We start from the raw sequence: 18500 nt of genomic DNA, 5'->3' as shown, positions 1-18500 counted from the left end.
TTGACGGCTGGAATATCGCGGCCTTCCTCGGCAGGGACGATTGCCGGTGAAGATTCTTTCTCAGCCATGCCAGCTTACGCTACGGGTTGCTACGATTAACCGAGTACGATTGGAGCCTCAAAATGATCAAACTCATCGATCTGCTTAAGATTGCCGGCGTGTACTTGAACAGCTACAAAATCCACTGTGCGGCGGGCAGGGATGATTCCCCATTGGAGGCCTTCTTCGAAGGCCGCTTCAAGGCCTGGCAGGAGCATCAGAACCAGCAGAATTTTCGATGCGATGAAATTATCTCCCTGATTCATCTGCAGGACGACAAATGGCTTTTTGCCGGCCTCTTTGCGGTGCTTGGCGTCAAGCACCGCAAAGAGGGAGAGAATAGCTGGTTCGAATATGGCACCAAGGAGATGCCCGGCGTCGAGCATCTCACCGGCCGCCTGGTCATCCAGTTCCGCAAGCGTTTTATCGCCTCCCACCTGATCGGCACCAAGTACATTGACAAGCTGCTGGTGTCTGAAATCCGCGAAAAACGGATGCGGATGTCGGACTTTCCGGGCTACAATGCCGTGATCCTGCCCTACCGGCTGCTGCGCACCGTCGTGAGAAAGAACATGCCGCAGTGGAAAGGCGCATTGAGCAATGTGAGCGGGGTTTATCTGGTTACGGATAAGCACACCGGCAAACATTTTGTCGGCAGTGCCCATGGCGGAGACACCATATGGCACCAGTGGGTCTCTTTTGCCATCAACGGTCACGGGGATGTCAAATCCCTTCAACGGCTGCTGAGCCGCGAGGTGGGTGACTACCAGTTCAATTTCCAGTTTTCGATTCTCGAAATCTGCGATTTGAAGGTAAGCAAGGACTATGTCCTTTCCAGAACGGAGCATTGGAAAGACGTGCTGCAGTCGGTCGCGTTCGGCCACAATGAAAAATGAGAAAACCGCCGGTTTTGGAGCCCTTGCGCCGGCCTGAAGGTGGAATTGGCGTTGATTTAACGGCCGCATTGGGTTAACTTTATCAACGTCTTCCCTGTTCGCCCACTCGCCTGACCGCCCCGGGGCAAAACAGGCACCGCGTGTATGATGCTGTTTTCCTGTCTGAATAGCTCTCCTTTCAGCCCAATCAGGGTAGACGATGACTATCCTTCGTATGTCGACAAACCTTGCAGACAGTCGTTTTAATTCATCTCAGGAGGCTAACCCCATGCCAACGAATCCGGAAGCGAGCAGCGCCAGCCATGCTGGCTTGAATTCAGCCATGACGCTGAAAGACGAAATTCAACGTCACATCCGCTTCACCATGGCCAGGGATCCGCAAAAACCCAACCGCCATGCTTGTTTCATGGGGTTGGCCTACAGCATTCGCGACCGTCTCATCGACCGATGGATCCGCACGCAGCGCTCCCAGTACGACACCCTGGCCAAACGGGTCTACTTTCTTTCCCTGGAATTCCTGCCGGGCCGTTTTCTGATGAACTATCTGATCAGCCTGAAGATGGTGGACGAAGCCCGCCAAACGGTTGAGGAGATGGGATTCGATCTGGACGAACTGGAAGAGGAGGAGTGGGATGCGGGTCTGGGAAACGGCGGCCTGGGACGCCTGGCGTCGTGCTACATGGACTCCCTGGCCTGCTTGGACCTTCCCGGCTACGGCTACGGCATCCGCTACGACTACGGCATCTTCCACCAGACGATCGAAAACGGCTGGCAGCGGGAACAGTGCGACAACTGGTCCCGTAAAGGGACTCCCTGGGAAATCCGACGGGGAGAATATTTAAGACCCGTGCGGTTTTTCGGCCGTACCGAGACCTACGCCGATGCGTCCGGCCGCCAATGCCACCGTTGGGTCGACGGCGAAACGGTCATGGCCATGGCCTGCGACATTCTCGTCCCCGGCTACGGAGATGATTTCGTCACCAACATGCGTTTATGGCGGGCCCAGTCGAGCCGTGAGTTCAACCTGGACGAATTCAACCAGGGAGACTACATCGGCGCCGTCGAAGCCAAGGTCCTCAGTGAAAATATCTCAGGTGTGCTCTATCCCAGTGACGAGATGGAACAGGGCCGGGAGCTTCGTCTGAAACAGCAGTACTTTTTCGTGGCCGCCACCCTGGCCGATATTCTGCGGCGGCACAGGAAAATGAACCGGGCGTTTTCCGAACTGCCCGATTTCGTCGCCATCCAGCTCAACGACACCCACCCGGCTATCGCCATTCCCGAACTCATGCGCCTGCTCATGGACGAGGAGGGCCTGCGATGGGCCGAGGCATGGCCCATCTGCGAAAAAACCTTCGCTTACACCAACCACACGGTACTGCCCGAAGCGCTGGAAAGCTGGCCCGTTGACCTCATCCGACGGATCCTGCCCCGGCACATGGAGATCATCTTTGAGATCAACCGCCGTTTCCTGGCCATGGTCGACTCCCAAAAAATAGGTGACAGCAGCCTTGCGCAACGGGTTTCCCTGATTGTCGAAGGGGGACAGCAGCGGGTCCGCATGGCCCACCTGGCTATCGTGGGCAGCCACACCGTCAATGGCGTGGCCGAACTTCACAGCAAAATCATCAAGGAAGAGCTGTTCAAGGACTTCGACATCCTGTTTCCCGGCCGTCTTGCCAATGTCACCAACGGCATCACGCCCCGCCGCTGGCTGGCCCAGGCCAACCCGCCGCTGGCCAAGCTGATCAACGACACCATTGGCCCCGGGTGGATCACCGACCTGGCCCAACTTCGAAGACTGGAACCCCTGGCCGAGGATGCCGCCTTCCGCCAGCACTGGATCAAAACCAAGCGGGACAACAAAAAGCGGCTGGCACGCTATATCCTGAGAAAAATCGGTGTGGGCGTCGATCCGGACACCTTGTTTTCCGTGCAGGTCAAGCGCATCCATGAGTACAAGCGCCAGCTGCTCAATGTCCTGCATGTGATCGCCCTGTATCACCGTATCCGCGCGAACCCCGATGCACCCATGGTGCCGCGAACCGTCATTTTTGCCGGCAAGGCCGCCCCGGCTTACCATCAGGCCAAACGCATCATCAAGTTGATCAATGCGGTGGCCGCAAGAACCAACAGCGACCCGGACGTCCAGGGAAAACTGCGCGTGGTGTTTCTGCCCAACTATTGTGTCTCCCAGGCTGAAAAGATCATCCCGGCGGCGGACCTGTCCGAACAGATTTCCACCGCCGGCCTGGAGGCCTCGGGAACGGGCAACATGAAGATGTCGCTGAACGGGGCATTGACCATCGGCACTCTGGACGGCGCCAATATCGAAATCATGGAAGAGGTCGGCGAGGAAAACATCTTTATCTTCGGCCTGACAGCGAACCAGGTCACGGCCCTTCGCAAGGGGGGCTATAACCCGCAGACCTACTACGACAGCGACGCCGAACTGCGGCAGACCCTTGACAGCATCAGCCGGGGTGACTTTTCGCCGGAAGATCCGTATCTCTTTTCACCCATTATGGAATCACTGTTGTACAGGGGGGATTACTATATGCTGCTGGCCGACTTCCGGGCCTACGTGACCGCCCAGGAAGCCGTCAGCCGGCTCTTCCTGGACAAGGATGAATGGGCCAGAAAATCGATCCTCAACACCGCCCGCATGGGAAAATTTTCCAGCGACCGGTCGGTCATGGAATACGCCGATAACATCTGGGGGCTCAAGCCGCTGGCGGCGGTGGAAAAAGAAGAATAACATTTCAGACTGAAGCCAGAAGGCAGCGGCAGCAATCGAACGCTCCCGCTAAATACCTTCCACCTTCAGCCAATTCACCTGATGTTGACTAGGAGGTCACGCGCATGCCCGAAGAATCAACACCGTCATCCCCTTCCACGTCGGTATCCATCGCCCGGCAGCCCATATTTGATGAGAACCGCCGACTGTGGGGATATGAATTGTTTTGTGTGGGTGAAGAATCGTTGGCAGGGCCGGATCTCGAGCGGGAAACTACGGCGATCAGCGTTGCGGCCAGCGCCTATATGGGGCTCCAGCAGATCCTGAAACAGGGACAGAAAATCATGCTCAACTTTGATGAAATGGGCATCCTTGACGACATGCCCTATGCCCTGCCTCCGGTGCATGCCGCCGTTCAGGTGGATGAGCGGGTTTTTCTGCGGCCCGATATGCCGGGGATGCTGGAACGCCTCAAGTCCAACGGCTATCTCATTGCCGTTCGCGGATTCAGCGGGGATCCACAGTTCGATGGGCTTTATGGGCTGGCGGATATCATCGCCGTGCCGGTGATCGGCAGGCAGAGGGCGGAGGTGGCGACCCTTTTGGCAAGCGTTCACGATGTGGATGCCCGGCTGCTGGCCCGGCAGGTAGATGACGCCGCCGGGTTCGCCATGTGCCGGGAAGTTGGCGTCACCCTGTTCGAAGGGGCCTTTTTCAAGCAACCGGACACCATCACGGTCCATAAGATGACCTCCAGCGCGGCATCGCGCCTCAAGCTGCTGCAGCGTATCGAGCAGCGGGACCCGGACATCGACGCACTGGCGGAAACCATTCAATCCGATGCCGCCATCAGCTTCCGCCTGCTCACCTACCTGAATTCGGCGGCTTTCGGTTTCTCCCAGAAAATCAAATCCATCCATCACGCCATACGGCTCTTAGGGTGGTCGAAGCTGAAGAACTGGCTGCGGGTCGTCCTGCTCAACGACATGAGCGAGTCAGCGGCGGCCCCGGATCTGCTCCAGCTCTCGGCTCAGCGCGGAAAATTCCTGGAGCTGGTGTCCCGGCGTCATGATTTCTGGGGGTTCGATCCGGAAAGCCTGCACCTGCTGGGCCTGTTCTCCCTGCTGGACACCATGCTGGGCACGCCCATGGACGAAATCGTCACGTTTCTGCCCATCGAGGACAAGCTCAAGGATGCCCTGCGCCGGGATGCCAACAATGAGTATCTGCCCCTGGTCCAGCTTGCCCAGTGCCTCGAAGAGAACCGCTGGGAGGATGCCGACGGCATGATGCAGCGGCTCAACCTGAACCGGGGCAAAGTAACCGCGGCATTCAAAGACGCCGTGGAATGGGCGGACCAACTGACATCCATGCAGGCCGGGTAGATGGGCCACGCGCTCCACGAACCCGGAAACCGCCTGTCGAAAAAAGATCGCGCTTTAGAAAAAATGGCGGTCGGGGCTATCCGGCTACCCGTTCTTGATCACCATCTCCTCGCCAAGCGTGGCATCCAGCAGCAGTTCGATGTTACCGCCTTCGGATGAAAAATCTTTGGGGGTGTATTCCGTACAGGGGGCGCCGCCGCATTCATTGGACTCGAGCAATCCCATGCGCTGGTACGCCTCGGCCACCAGTTCGCTGCAGAACAGGCTGGACAGGTCCTCTTCCACATGGCCCAGCGGCCCTTCCCACACGGCCTTGACCATCTGGATGATGTGCTCCTCATAAGGGCGGTCTCTCACCTCCTGGCGAAAACGGGAGAGGGCATCCAGCATTTCAGGGGTGCGGGTGACACTGAGATGCCGGACGGCCACCTTTCCGTTGTACCCGTTGACCGCTTCACTCATCACGTTGATCTGTACACCGTTTTTCAGGGTTCCTTCAAAAAAATCCTTGGCCTTGCATACCGGTGTGGTCTGGTACAGCAATGCCACGTCCGGTTCCCTGACCCTGACCACCATGGCCACATGGGACCAGGAGCACAGCGCACCGATCTTCAGCCCCATGCTGATCAGGCCTTTTCCCGAAAACAGCACGATGTCACCGGTGTCCAGGTCGTCTCTCACATCCTCGTAGGTCGCCATCCGTCAATTCCTCCATCTAAAGGGTTGTCGTCATGCCGCCTGCCGCCGGCGCAAGGATCGACCGGCGATGGCATTATGGGTATCAATGGGATCTATTTTGGAGCAGGCAATACGGGAAGCACGGGTGGAGCACCGTACCCTTGGTATCAGAATGGATGACATGGTGACAAACGCTTTTTAAGATCGCAGTCAGACGACCGCATGCCCGCATCCGGACCCCTTGCGGCGCAAGTCGCGAGACATGCATCGGAAGTCAGGATCCGCTATCGAGCAGATCCTGAAGCACCTGGCGTTCCCGGCTGTTGGGCAGGACACCGAACAGGCTGGCCTCAAGGACGATCTCCTGGTGCTGGTTGGTAAAGACGGCGTCGGCCTGCGCCCGGTTCTTCTCATCTACGGCAGTGAGGGTACAGCGGCAGGTGATGGTATCGTTGAAGTAGACTGGTTTGATGAAACGGAAATTCATGCCCGAGGCCAGCCACCCCATCTGGCCGCCCACCTCGGTGATCATGCCGCCCACCAGAAGGCCGTGACAGATCCGGCCGCTGAACCCTTTGAGGTCGACGAACCGTTTGCTGAAATGAATGGGGTTATGATCCCGGGTCACTTCGGTAAAGGCCTCGACATCCTTTTCGGTGAACGTCCGGGTAAGGGTGAATGTGTCGCCGGCATGAAGCCCGGCGGCGGTTCGGCGGCGGATATCATTCATGGGAAAACTCCGTTTTCTGAAGGGTTCAAGTATTCGAGGGGGCCCGGGGTCGAGTGAATGCAGTCAATCGTTTAGCCATTGGGCCGGGCTGCAGGTTCCAGTTTACAGGGAAGCCATCAGTTGACCTGTTCATGGATAAAAAGATTTCCTCGGTGGCAGCCAATAGTATAACCCGCGACATCGTTGCGCATTTCCATGCCCCCTTGGATCCTCGAACCCTCATTTTTTTATTTTCACCCATAACAACCTGGCCATGTCCTTGCCCGTGTTTTTCCACTGGGAGGGCAAATCACTGGTCAGGTAGATGACGTCCCCCGGCCCGGCCTGGTGCAACCGATTGCCGATTTTCAGTTCCAGCCGGCCTTCAAGAAGATACCCCATCTCCTGGCCTTTATGGATAAAAAAATGGGCGGACAGCCTTTTCCCGGCAACGATCTCTATCAGGTAGGGTTCGGCGTCCGCATCGAAATCCGCCGGACTCAGACGGTAGCCCGTTACATCCCGTTTCGGCAGATCGGAAAGGTCGATTCGGGTGCCGCCGCCGGAAAAGACCACCTGGTCGGCCGCCGTTGGTCGATCCTGGAAGAAAGCTGACACCGGCAGGTTCAACACCTGGGCGATTTTAAACAATGCCGGCAGTGAGGGATAAATGGTGCCGCTTTCAATCTGGGAGATGGTGCTGGGGGTCACGCCCACCAGGGCGGCCAGCTCCTTCTGGGGCATGGCCTGACGATTTCGAAGCTGCTTCACCCGTCCGCCCAGATCGATATTTCCGCCTTTGCCCGTTTCGGTTTCGAAGACCACGTCCAGGCCGTCGTTCCAGTACACCAGCGGGCGGTTCAACGCATCGGGTTTGCGCTTGTCCGCCTTGAGGATGGTCAGGGCCGACTTCCCGCGGTTCAGGGAAAGGTCGATGGCCACCTGGGCAATCTGGTTGATGCTGGCCCTCAGGCGTTCCGAATGGGCGCCTTTTTCCATGATCCAGTAGGCGATGGTGTCCAGTTCATAGAGGCGCGGACAGGCATGTGAGTAAAATTTCCGGATCGCTTCTTCCCCGCCCCACAAGTCCTGCATGCCGGTGAGCGAATCGAAGACGAACCGGACGTCCCCTGTCAGGGTCCCGTGGAGCTTGTAGAAGGCCTCGGAGACCACATGCGGGTTTCCTGGCTCATTGATCCGCACGATCTGGTAAGGCCACTGCGCACCGTCTTTTTGATAAAATTTGCTGAACACCTCGCTGCCGTCCCCTTTACCGTGGGTAAAACAGTCCAGGATGGTCAGATGCTGATTTTCCGCCAGCGGCCCCAGATCTTCAAGCAGGGTCCTGGGGGATCGGTCAAAGGTGATGTAGATCAATGACTTGTTCTGACGCTGGGATTCCTGGATGAAATTGAGGCTGAAGATCGAGGCCAGGCTGCCGGCATTGTCGTACCAGACCACGTTATCGCCGATAAACAGGCCGCCCAATTGACGGTCGAGCCGGTCGACGCCCGAGGAGACACGGATTTTCTTTTTAAACATGGCTGCTGCCCCTGATCGGATTGACTGTTAAGCGGGTTGACAATTGGTTGATGGCCAGCACGATACACTAACTGATGGCCTCCACGAAAGATAAAAAAGGGGGCAGGGAGGTCTTACAGGCATTGCACCTGCTGAAATTCCACATTACTGTTGGAAAAAGGTTGCCAAATAACCTTAAAATCATTACAGGCGGCATCGGTGTGTGCGGATAACCAGAAGGAGATGCAGTGAGACCAACCAAAATAGTCGTCATCGGATGTGCGGTTCTGGGTGTGGACATGAAATACGCCGCCAGGCAGTTGGGGTTGGCGGTCGATTTTAAATTTCTGGAAGCCGGCCTTCATGAACGGCCGGATTTATTGAAGCAGAAACTCCAGAACGCCATCGATGAGGTGTCGGCTGCCGGCGAAGCCGGGCGGATCGTCATCGGTTACGGCGTCTGCGGCAGGGGCACTGTCGGCATCCAGTCCCGCGACATTCCCTTGAGCATCCCCAAAGTGCATGACTGCATCGCCATGTTCCTGGGCGGTGCAGCGTCCTACCGCAGGGAGTTCAACAAATTCCCCGGGACCTACTATATTTCCGCCGGATGGCACGAGGAAAAGGCCGTCCCGGTCTCCCAACGCAAGCTGCAGGCCTGGTATGGCGACAAGCGGGTGCATTTTGACGACATCGCCCGCCGGTACGGCGACCAGGCGGCGGACCGCACGATCGCGTTTCTCAACTCATGGCAGAAAAATTATCAGCGGGCCGCCTATATCGACACCGGTTCCCGAAGTGGATCGACAAGCGAGGCCCACGCCAGGGAGATGGCCGAGGCTTATGGATGGACGTATGAGAAAATCGCCGGCAGCCGGGATCTGATCGAAAAAATGCTGGTCGGCACCCGGACCACGGATGAGGTCCTCTTTGTCGAACCCCACCATGCGATCGACTTCGATGCCGTGACGGGCACCCTCTCATCGCATCCCTTGTGGGAAGGCAGACCCGCCGATGACTCGGGCACGGTTATTTTCGCCGACGATCCCCCATCCTTGCCGCACACCGCCGCCATCGGATTGGGCATCGATGCCGGCGGCACCTATACGGATGCCGTCATCTACGATTTTAAAACCGGAACGACGCCATGCAAGGGCAAGGCGCTGACCACCCGCTGGGATTTTACCATCGGTATCGGCCGGGCCCTTGAAAAACTGGATCCGAGCCAGCTGAAACAGGTGGAGATGGTGGCCCTGTCCACGACCCTGGCCACCAACGCCATCGTGGAGGGCGACGGACAGAAGGTGGGCCTGTTACTCATGCCGCCTTATGGTGTTTACGATCCTGCGGATTACCCCCATGAACCCAAGGCGCAGGTTCCCGGCCGCCTGTCTATATCCGGCGAGGAAATCGAACCCGTCGACACCAGCCGGGTGCGGGAAACCGTCAGGCGCATGGTGGAGAAGGACCGGGTCAATGCCTTTGCCGTTTCCGGTTTTGCCGGTGCCATCAATCCGGACCACGAAAACACCGTCAGGCGCATCATCCGCTCGGAGACGGGCCTGTTCGTTACCTGCGGTCATGAATTGTCCAGCATCCTCGATTTCAAGATCCGGGCGACGACGGCCGTGTTGAATGCCCGGATCGTCCCCCGATTGGGCAAGCTCATCGCCAACCTCGAAAAAGCATTGCAGGCCATAGGCATCCGGGCGCCCATCGTGGTGGTCAAAGGAGACGGCACCCTGATGCGGGCGGCAATGGCCAAAGTCCGTCCGGTGGAGACCATCTTCTCCGGGCCGGCGGCCAGCGTGGCCGGCGCCAGGCACCTCACCGGTATCGAGGATGCCCTGGTGGTGGATGTGGGCGGCACCACCACGGACACGGCGGTGGTGGCTCATGGCAGCGTGCGCGTCTGCAGCACCGGGTCCACCGTGGCCGGTCGGCGAACCCATGTGCGGGCCCTGGACATCCGCACCGCCGGATTAGGTGGGGACAGCCTGATCGACCGGGAGAAGGGCATCTTTTCCATCGGCCCCCGCCGGGTGGCACCCATTGCCTGGCTGGGATCCAGTTTCACCGGTGCCGATGAAGCCATCGATTACCTGAGCACGCGCCTGCGCAGCTTTGAAACCTCCACCCGCAATATGCAGATCCTCGCCCTTACCGGGGCCGCGGATCATCTCCACCCCACGGAAATGGAAAAAAGGATCCTGTCCCTGCTTGAAAAGCGGCCGCGATCCATCGACGAACTGGCCCGCCATACCGGCGTTCTTATTGACCGCCACCTCCCCCTGGAGCGGCTGGAAGAAAACTTTGTCGTCCAACGCTGCGGCCTGACCCCGACCGACCTGCTGCATGTCGCCGGTGAATTCCAACGCTGGAACACGGCGGCGGCTGGGCAGTTTTTTAAACTGATCGCGGCCTTGAGCAAAAAGGATGAAACGGCGCTGCGGATTGAACTACTGGAAACCGTGTCGCGAAACCTGGCCCTGGAAATTTTGAAGCGCCAACTGGACGACGAGGTCGACCCCGAAGCCCTGCACAGCTGCCCGGTCTGCAAAGCCCTGATGAACAACGTTTTTTCCGGCGGGAACAGCCACTATCGCCTGCACATCGATTTCAAGCGGCCGGTGATCGGCATCGGTGCGCCCATCGCCTTTTTCCTTCCCCGGGCCGCGGCCATGATCGGCGCCCGGGCTGTGCTTCCCGAGCATGCCGACGTGGCCAACGCCATCGGGGCCATCACCAGCAACGTCGTCATCGAACGCCAGGTGCGTATCATTCCCGGCGGCGGCAGCGGGTTTCTCATCGAGGGCCTTGCCGGCGCCCGACGCTTCAACGTCTTCGAAGAGGCCGACCAATTTGCCAAAAACGAACTGGCCGGCATGGTCAGGACCCTGGCCATGGAGGCCGGCACCAGCACCCGAACGGTCACCATCGAAACCGAGGATCAACTCCCCGTGGATGCCGGCGGCCATCCGATCTTTATCGGCCGGGTCCTCAAGGCACGGCTCACCGGTCCGCCCGACCGGGTTGTGGCCGAGGCCCCGGCAGCCATGTCCGGGTGATTGACAGCCGCCGCGACCGATCGATATGGAAATCAGCAATCCTTTGACAATGACTGTACTTCCGTTAAGGTCGCCTCGAACCAAAAATACCGTTCAAGCAGCTACTTTCATCTTCGGCGGATAAGGCTTATGTCACAACCCTGTCAGATTGAAAGGGGAGGCCATCAATACATACCCGGTTTTGGCGCCGGCATGGACGCTTGACGTTTCAATCAATTTAATGGGTTGACCGACCTTCCACCGACGCCGCATATTTCCAGCCACCGCCTAAAGATTTGTAGAGGCGCACCAAATTGGTTGTTGCGGCGCCGGTGCTCTGGTTCAATTCATTCTGTAGAAGAAGCAGTGAACGCTGTGCGTCCAGGACATTATTGAAATCCACCAGTCCCGCCTGGTATTTATCCCTGGCCAGCAGTTCCGCCCGCTGAGCGGCAGTGGCGGCCTTCTCCAGGGAATCCCTACGGTGCTGTTCCTTGGCATATGCGACCAAAGCGTTTTCCACCTCCTCCTGGGCCTTGAGAACGGTTGCCTGGTATTGAATCAAGGCCTGTTCGTGACGGGCGTTCTGCACCTCAATGTTTTGGCGGATTGACCCGGCATCGAATATCTGCCACGAGGCTCGCGGGCCGATGCTCCAGACCCGACTGCTCCAATCCAGTAAATCGCCACTATCGATCGATTCAATGCCGATGGTGCCGGCCAGGTAGAATTTGGGATACAGATCTGCCGTGGCCGCGCCGATCCTTGCAGTCTGGGCCGCAACACGTCGCTCAGCGAAACGGATATCCGGACGACGCCTCAGGGTCTCGGCCGGTATCCCAACAGCAAGGGTTGCCGGAAGGGCCGGTATTGCCTTCTCCCCGGCCAGCTCTTGGGCGAATTCACCGGGTTGCTTGCCCAGCAGCACGGCCAGGCGATTTTTTGCCGCTGACAACCTCGTCTCTATGGATGGGATCTGGGACCGGGAACTCTCCAGGATGCGAAGGGATTCCTGAACGGCAAGCTCATCGATGATACCTGCCTGGTTTCGTGACTGGTTGAGGGAATAGGTTTCTTCCTGCGTTTTGATATTGGCTCGGGTGAGTGTCAGCTGGGCCTGGTAGATGCGCACATCCACGTAGTTCAAAGCCACTTCAGCCATGAGGCTGATCATCACGTTGTGCAAATTCACCTGGCTGGCTTCTAGATCGGCCTGGGATGCTTCGATGGATCGTCTCAGCCCACCGAAGATATCCAGTTCCCAACCGGCATCGAAACCGGCTGAGTAATATTCGAACTCGGACCCGGTGCCACCGGATTCATTGCTGCGTATTTTTGACACCGCTGCATTGGCTCCCACGGTAGGGAACAGCCTGGCCTGGCTGACACCCCTTAACGCCCTGGCCTCCCGGATACGGGATCGTGCGGTCTGTAATTCAAGATTTCCGTTGACCGCCCGTTCTTCGAGGCTGGACAGTTCAGGGTCGTTAAATATCGTCCACCAGCCGGCAAGCGTGTCGGGATCCGGTGGGTTGGAGGTGAGCCCGCCGGCCATTTCGGCATTCCATGTTTCCGGCCCATCGGGTTTGATCGGTGTATAGTCCGGACCCACCGCCGCACAACCGATCAAGATCAGTCCCATGGCAATCGACGGCCAACGCATCCTTCTGGAGCGTTTGGCGATCATGGCTGGTTCGGCGCTGTTTCGATTGGGATCCTTCATGATTTTCTCGCCCTATGTGGTCGGTTGCTCGTATTTTTCGATCGATTCGGTTGCCTCTTTTTTCCTGTGCCGTTGCCGCCAGGCATTGCCCTTTTCGCGCAATGACTGAAAGACATAATACAGCACCGGTATCAGAAATATTCCGAGCACGGTTGAAGCCAGCATGCCGGAGAAGACGGTTGTGCCGATCGCCCGACGGCTGCCTGCTCCGGCGCCCGTGGCGATAATCATGGGGACGACGCCGAGAATGAAGGTTAACGATGTCATCAGGACGGGCCGGAAACGGATTCGACCGCCATCCACGGCGGCATCAACCACCGAAAGCCCCTCCCTTCGGCGATCATGGGCAAACTCGACGATCAAAATGGCATTTTTAGCGGCCAGCCCAACCAGCAGCACCAGGCCGATCTGGGCATAGATGGAAAGCGGCATATGCAAAAACCAAAGCCCGGCCAAGGCCCCCATGGTCGCCACCGGAATGGAGACGATGATTGCAAGGGGAAGATTCCAGCTCTCGTACTGGCCGACCAGGAAAAGGTAGGAAAAAATCAATGCCAGGGCAAACAGCCAAACCACCTGGCCGCCCGCTTCGCGCTCCTGAAAAGACATGGATGACCAGTCGTAACTGAAGCCAGGCGGCAGGGTCGTGGAAGCCACTTGCTCCATGGCTGCCATGGCCTGGCTGGAGGAAAAACCCGGCGCCGCATTGCCGTTGAATTGGGCGCTGGGAAATTGGTTGTAACGGCTGACGAGCTGAGGGCCGAGAATCTGTTCCATGGTCAGCAGGGCCTTGAGGGGAACCATTTTTCCATTGTTGCTGCGCACGTAAAGACGCTCGATATCTGCTGTCGAATCACGGAAAGGGGCTTCTGCCTGGACCTTGACCTGGTAGGTTCTGCCCTTCAGGTTGAAATCATTCACATAGGCTGAACCCAGTTGGGCGCGCAAGGTGGAAAAAATCCTGCCGACCGGCACGCCCATGTATTCGGCCCGGGTTCGATCGATATTCAGAAATATCTGCGGCGTGTTGGCCGTGTAGGTGGTGAAAACACGTTTCAGCACCGGGTCCTGATTGGCCGCTATCATCATGGACATGGCCACACCGAACAGGTCCTGAGGACTCTGCCCCTCCCGGGCCTGAAGACGGAAATCAAAACCGCCGCTGCTGCCCAGTCCACGAATGGGGGGCGGTGCGAATGCAAAGCTGCTGGCGGTTGAAATGGCGGATAATTTCCCTTGAGCCTGCCCGACGATCGAATCCAGCTGCAGGTCGGGGCGTTTTCGATCTTCCCAGGGCTTGAGGATGGCGATGGCGAATCCCACATTGTCGGCGTTACCGCTCAGCAGACTGAAACCCGAAACACCAATAACGTTTTCAACCCCGTCGATCCCTTTGATATCGTCGGTTGCCCGTTGCATCACCGTATTGGTACGAAAAAGCGAGGCGGCTTCAGGCAGCTGGATGTTCATGAAGAAATAGCCCTGGTCCTCCTCCGGCAGAAAACTGTTCGGGCTATGGGTAAAAAGAAACCCGGTACTGCCGAAAATGGCCATAAGAAGCAGCAGGGCTATCGTAAGCCGCCGGATTAGCAGGGCGGAGCCGGCGACATAACCTCGCCTGGCCAGATCGAGCGTGCGGTTGAACCAGGCGAACGGGCCGCGAAGATGGGGTCTGGGCGGAAGGAGCACCGTGGCACACATCGCCGGACTCAGCGTCAGGGCACAGATCGCCGAGAGCAGAACCGATGTGCACATGGTCACCGCGAACTGCCGATAAAGCTGTCCGGTGATGCCGGGCATGAACCCGACAGGGATAAAGACAGCGAAGAGCACCAGCGTCGTTGCGATTATCGGTCCGGTGACCTGTCTCATGGCCTTGATGGCCGCCGGTTTGGCGTCAAGGCCTTCTTCATGCATGACGCGATACACATTCTCAACCACCAGGATGGCGTCATCCACCACCAGGCCGATGGCCATGATCAGGGCAAACAGAGAAATGGTGTTGGCACTGTATCCCAATACCAGTAATACCGCAAAGGTCCCGATCAGGGACACCGGTATGGTCAGCGCCGGAATCAGGGTCGCCCGCCAGTTCTGCAGAAAGACAAAGACGACACCAATGACCAGAACAGACACAAGCCCCAGGGTCATGACGATCTCATCGATGGCCGCCGAGACGTATTTGGTGGTATCGAGGATCACCCGGTATTCCATATCTTGGGGCATCCGTTCTTCAAGCCGATTGAGTTCGGCTTTCACCGCCGCCATTGTATCCAGGGCATTGGCTTCGGTGGACTGGTAGACGGCTATGGTCACTGCAGGGGCACCGTTTAAAGCCGACTGGCTGCCGTAGTCTTTCGAGGCCAGTTCAACCCGGGCGATGTCCTTCACCCGCACAATACCTCCCTGCCTGTTGCCGCGGATGACGATATCTTCGAACTCTTCAACGTCAGTCAGCCGACCCTTGGCGCGAAGGGTAAATTGAACCTGCTGACCGAGGTCCACCGGTTCTTTCCCGACAGCACCCACCGAGGCCTGAGTGTTCTGGCTGCGAACGGCATCCATCACGTCCTCTGCAGTCAATCCCAAGGCCGTCAGGCGCGCGGGGTCCATCCAGATACGCAGGCTGTACTCCTTCTCTCCGAAGACAAAGACATCGCTGACGCCTTCCAGCCGCACCAGGCTGTCCTTAACGTTATTGCTGACATAATTGCTCAGAAAGAGCATATCCTGGCTCTTGCCCGGCGAATAGAAACTGATTGCCGCCATCATATCGGCAGACCGCCTGCGGACATTGACGCCCTGCTCCACCACTGCTTGTGGAAGTTTTGCAGTCGCCAGCTGCACCCGGTTTTGCAGGTTGACCTGGTCGATATCGGGGTCGGTGCCCACTGCGAAGGTAACGCTCAGGGTATAAGTACCGGCATTGGAACAAGAGGATGACATATAGAGCATGTTTTCAACGCCGTTGACTTCCTTTTCGATGGGTGCACCCACGGTATCGGCCAGGACTTCGGCGCTGGCGCCGGGATAGGTGGCCGTAACCCTGATCTCCGGTGGCGTGATCTGGGGATACTGGGCGACAGGGATGTTCAGCAAGGCAATCAGTCCGGCCAGCGTAATAAAAATCGACACGACTGCCGCCAGGCGGGGCCGGTTGATAAAAATACTCGAAATCATCGCTTAGCTCTCCTGTGCCCCGCCGGGACTGATTTGCACCGGCGCATCCGGTTTTACCTTCTGAATCCCCTCAACAACCACCCGTTCATCGGCTTTCAAACCGGATTCCACCGCCCACATCGATCCGACAGCTTGACCGATGACAATCGGGCGGACACGGGCGATGTTCTCACTGTCGACAACCAGCACGTAGCGTCCTTGCTGGTTTACCAAGACGGCCGCCTGGGGTACTACCGGAAGCAGCTTGGGTTCGGTCAAGGTGACCAGTACGCTGACATACTGGCCGGGAATCAAATGCCCCTTCGGATTGTCGAATTCAGCCCGTATCGCAATGGTGCCGGTGGCGGGATCCATCTCGTTGTCTACAAAATCGATTCGGCCTGTCGTATCGAGAATGGTGCCGTTGGCCAGACGGATCCGGGGAACCAGGGCGGGGCTCTGCCGGCCTTCATCCGCATCGTTCATGGCCATTTGGATGGCGGCAAGATTGTTGTCACTGATCGAGTAAACCACGCGGATAGGATCCACCTGAACGATCCGCGCCAATGGATTGGATGTCGGTCCGACCAAGTTGCCGCGGGTATAGGCGGTCCGTCCGATGCGTCCGCTGATGGGTGCTTTAATGGTGGTATAGCCCAGGTCGAGCAGCGAGCGGTTCAAGCTTGCCTGAGCCATTGCTATCTGAGCCTCGGCACGCAGTTGAGCGGCGACGGCATCGTCAAGGTCCATGGCCGGAACGCTCGCCGAAAGCGCCGACCGAAGACGCTTCAAATGCTGGTCGGCTCGGGTCAGTTCCGCCTCGGCTTGGGCCAGCTGGGCTTTGTCGACAGCCACCTGGGCCAGATAAGGCGCCTGTTCAATCGCGAAAAGCAATTTTCCGGAAGGCACCTTGTCGCCTTCCTTGAAATTTATCTGCTCCAGGAATCCAACGACCCGGGCCCTCAAGTCCACCGCCTGAATCGCCTCGACGTGACCGATGTATTCAGTCGGCGGATTGATATCCTGAATGGCAACCGGCACTACGGTCACCATCGGGAGCAGCCCACTTCCAGAACCTGGTGAAGCGGCAAGGGCAACGAATGAAATCATAGATGAAAGTAAAATAATCGTAAGCAATATAAATAATATATGGCTGTGAGCACCGGTCAGCATCGGTTTTGTATACAGGCGTGCAGTGGACGCTCGTCGCTCAGCGTCTGTTGGATTGGCATCTTTATTCATAGGTAGCGGGCGCACTCTATTCGATCCTTCTTTCTGGTGCGTATGCATGAATGATCTCCTTAGCGCTGTACAATTAGAATTTGACAAGTTAAAATGTATATTTTAAATCATTTTTTAAGTTCGAGAAAATACCACAAGCGAAGGATTAATTCAATCGTTTACATAACCCTTGCCATAAGGCCAGATCAATTTAACTGACAGCCTTTTTGCATGGAACCGGGGAAAACGGGATGGCTAAAAGAGAAGACGGCAAGGAAACGCGATTGAGGCTGTTGAACGCGGCCGGTGAGGTGTTCGCGGAAAAGGGATATCGCGCTGCCAAGGTGGCGGATATTTGTAAACGGGCGGGCGCCAACGTGGCAGCGGTGAATTATTATTTCGGAAATAAAAAAAGCTTGTACAGGGAGGTCTGGCAGCACGCCCTGGAAAACGCTGAAGTAGCGCTCTTTTTCGAATCCGCTGCCGGTTCTTCCCAAGACCGTTTACGCCAATATATCCATGAACTTATCAAGAATTTTACTGCAACGGGCAATGTGGGTCGGTTCAGTCGTCTCTACTTGATGGAAATGGTCAATCCCACCGGATTGATTCAGGGTGCGTGGCATGAAACCATCGAGCCCCGCAGGCGCAAGCTTCACGATATTCTACGCAACATCATCGGGCCGGGAGCAGAGGATCTAACCATTCGGCTCTGCGAGTTGAGCATTGTCAATCAGTGCCGAATGTTCGTGACCATCAAGCACAGCGATGTCGAATACATGCTGGGCCGGACGATTGACCCCAAGTTGATCGATCGGCTGGCCCGGCATATCGCTGACTTCTCTTTGGCAGGGATTCGAGCGGTTGGCAAGCTTACAGGATGATCGTGTTGAAGACTCAACCACGTATGAAGGACAATCGTGTCCCTTTTAGCACGAACACCACTATCCAGTGACCTCGAGTTCATCACGACGATGCTGCTGTCCGCCGGCCGTCGACAACAGCCGGCGAGGCGCCCGCATGCCGTTGCGAATGGGTCGCTCCAACTCATCAAGCCCCTGAAGCGTTAGGGGGAGGTCATCCAAAAGGGCTTCCAGGTCCATAATCTCCCGCTTGATGGCCGATATTTCACCATCGGTGGCCTGCGCCAAGGCTCTTCGGGCCAGCAAACGTGGCAGTTTTGCTTTGAAATCCTGCAGCCTTTCCGTGGCCTTGACCCTCTCCGTGGCGACCTTAACCTTCACGGCTTCGATTTGTTTGAGTTTGGCCGACGCCTGATCAATTTTCTTTTGAGCCTTCAGTTTTTTTTCCGATTGCATGTTTTCTCCTTTTCGATGAACATACCACAAGTGGCTGCGGATATCCCCCAAAATGGTAATCGCGGT

General features: G+C 57.3%; 12 protein-coding genes. 5 read left to right on the top strand and 7 right to left on the bottom strand.

The genetic code is table 11. The features are described 5' to 3' along the window. Positions 1-122 precede the first annotated feature (122 nt). The 3 genes from ACZCED_RS16720 to ACZCED_RS16710 all read left to right on the top strand — a co-directional run bounded on the left by ACZCED_RS16720 (position 123) and on the right by ACZCED_RS16710 (position 5057). Positions 123-935, top strand: coding sequence for a GIY-YIG nuclease family protein (locus tag ACZCED_RS16720; RefSeq protein ID WP_462968537.1), 813 nt, complete (start codon positions 123-125; stop codon positions 933-935). 268 nt (positions 936-1203) lie between these two features. Then, positions 1204-3693, top strand: coding sequence for a glycogen/starch/alpha-glucan phosphorylase (locus ACZCED_RS16715; RefSeq protein ID WP_464861240.1), 2490 nt, complete (start codon positions 1204-1206; stop codon positions 3691-3693). A 104-nt stretch (positions 3694-3797) separates the two neighbouring features. Then, positions 3798-5057, top strand: coding sequence for an EAL and HDOD domain-containing protein (locus ACZCED_RS16710; protein ID WP_464861239.1), 1260 nt, complete (start codon positions 3798-3800; stop codon positions 5055-5057). Between the two features lie 84 nt (positions 5058-5141). Here ACZCED_RS16710 and ACZCED_RS16705 read toward each other — a convergent pair whose 3' ends face one another. The 3 genes from ACZCED_RS16705 to ACZCED_RS16695 all read right to left on the bottom strand — a co-directional run bounded on the left by ACZCED_RS16705 (position 5142) and on the right by ACZCED_RS16695 (position 7986). Continuing rightward, positions 5142-5756 (bottom strand): C40 family peptidase, encoded by a 615-nt coding sequence (locus tag ACZCED_RS16705; protein WP_462968540.1) that lies wholly within the window; start codon positions 5754-5756, stop codon positions 5142-5144. A gap of 253 nt (positions 5757-6009) precedes the next feature. After that, a complete protein-coding gene (locus ACZCED_RS16700) occupies positions 6010-6465 on the bottom strand; it encodes a MaoC family dehydratase (RefSeq protein ID WP_462968541.1) in 456 nt (151 codons plus the stop codon). Positions 6466-6684: 219 nt separating this feature from the next. Continuing rightward, positions 6685-7986 carry a helix-turn-helix domain-containing protein gene (locus ACZCED_RS16695; protein ID WP_462968542.1) on the bottom strand — a complete coding sequence of 434 codons (1302 nt, stop codon included), beginning with the start codon at positions 7984-7986 and terminating at the stop codon, positions 6685-6687. Between the two features lie 227 nt (positions 7987-8213). Between ACZCED_RS16695 and ACZCED_RS16690 the strand changes: the two genes are divergently transcribed. Next, entirely contained in the window at positions 8214-11033 is a 2820-nt protein-coding gene (locus ACZCED_RS16690) for a DUF1638 domain-containing protein (RefSeq protein ID WP_464861238.1), read from the top strand. Between the two features lie 217 nt (positions 11034-11250). Here the strand turns inward: ACZCED_RS16690 and ACZCED_RS16685 are convergent, their stop codons facing one another. Genes ACZCED_RS16685 through ACZCED_RS16675 form a run of 3 tightly spaced genes read right to left on the bottom strand, consistent with a single transcriptional unit; the run spans position 11251 to position 16947 of the window. Then, positions 11251-12735 carry an efflux transporter outer membrane subunit gene (locus ACZCED_RS16685; RefSeq protein ID WP_462968544.1) on the bottom strand — a complete coding sequence of 495 codons (1485 nt, stop codon included), beginning with the start codon at positions 12733-12735 and terminating at the stop codon, positions 11251-11253. 12 nt (positions 12736-12747) lie between these two features. Beyond that, positions 12748-15915, bottom strand: coding sequence for an efflux RND transporter permease subunit (locus tag ACZCED_RS16680; RefSeq protein ID WP_464861237.1), 3168 nt, complete (start codon positions 15913-15915; stop codon positions 12748-12750). Positions 15916-15918: 3 nt separating this feature from the next. After that, positions 15919-16947 carry an efflux RND transporter periplasmic adaptor subunit gene (locus ACZCED_RS16675; protein WP_462968546.1) on the bottom strand — a complete coding sequence of 343 codons (1029 nt, stop codon included), beginning with the start codon at positions 16945-16947 and terminating at the stop codon, positions 15919-15921. A gap of 419 nt (positions 16948-17366) precedes the next feature. Between ACZCED_RS16675 and ACZCED_RS16670 the strand changes: the two genes are divergently transcribed. Then, entirely contained in the window at positions 17367-17999 is a 633-nt protein-coding gene (locus ACZCED_RS16670; RefSeq protein ID WP_462968547.1) for a TetR/AcrR family transcriptional regulator, read from the top strand. 60 nt (positions 18000-18059) lie between these two features. Here ACZCED_RS16670 and ACZCED_RS16665 read toward each other — a convergent pair whose 3' ends face one another. Further along, complete coding sequence (locus ACZCED_RS16665; protein WP_464861236.1) at positions 18060-18434, bottom strand: hypothetical protein; 375 nt, start codon at positions 18432-18434, stop codon at positions 18060-18062. Positions 18435-18500: the final 66 nt, after the last annotated feature.

It is taken from the genome of Desulfosarcina sp., from assembly GCF_055467485.1.
The sequence above is the reverse complement of the archived record's forward strand: the minus strand, read 5'-3'. Positions and strand labels throughout refer to the sequence as shown.

Excerpts from the sequence above, each read along its gene's own strand:
- ACZCED_RS16720 (WP_462968537.1), top strand. The coding sequence starts at position 123 with ATGATCAAACTCATCGATCTGCTTAAGATTGCCGGCGTGTACTTGAAC.
- ACZCED_RS16715 (WP_464861240.1), top strand. The coding sequence starts at position 1,204 with ATGCCAACGAATCCGGAAGCGAGCAGCGCCAGCCATGCTGGCTTGAAT.
- ACZCED_RS16710 (WP_464861239.1), top strand. The coding sequence starts at position 3,798 with ATGCCCGAAGAATCAACACCGTCATCCCCTTCCACGTCGGTATCCATC.
- ACZCED_RS16705 (WP_462968540.1), bottom strand. The coding sequence starts at position 5,756 with ATGGCGACCTACGAGGATGTGAGAGACGACCTGGACACCGGTGACATC.
- ACZCED_RS16700 (WP_462968541.1), bottom strand. The coding sequence starts at position 6,465 with ATGAATGATATCCGCCGCCGAACCGCCGCCGGGCTTCATGCCGGCGAC.
- ACZCED_RS16695 (WP_462968542.1), bottom strand. The coding sequence starts at position 7,986 with ATGTTTAAAAAGAAAATCCGTGTCTCCTCGGGCGTCGACCGGCTCGAC.
- ACZCED_RS16685 (WP_462968544.1), bottom strand. The coding sequence starts at position 12,735 with ATGAAGGATCCCAATCGAAACAGCGCCGAACCAGCCATGATCGCCAAA.
- ACZCED_RS16680 (WP_464861237.1), bottom strand. The coding sequence starts at position 15,915 with ATGATTTCGAGTATTTTTATCAACCGGCCCCGCCTGGCGGCAGTCGTG.
- ACZCED_RS16675 (WP_462968546.1), bottom strand. The coding sequence starts at position 16,947 with ATGGTGACCGTAGTGCCGGTTGCCATTCAGGATATCAATCCGCCGACT.
- ACZCED_RS16670 (WP_462968547.1), top strand. The coding sequence starts at position 17,367 with ATGGCTAAAAGAGAAGACGGCAAGGAAACGCGATTGAGGCTGTTGAAC.
- ACZCED_RS16665 (WP_464861236.1), bottom strand. The coding sequence starts at position 18,434 with ATGCAATCGGAAAAAAAACTGAAGGCTCAAAAGAAAATTGATCAGGCG.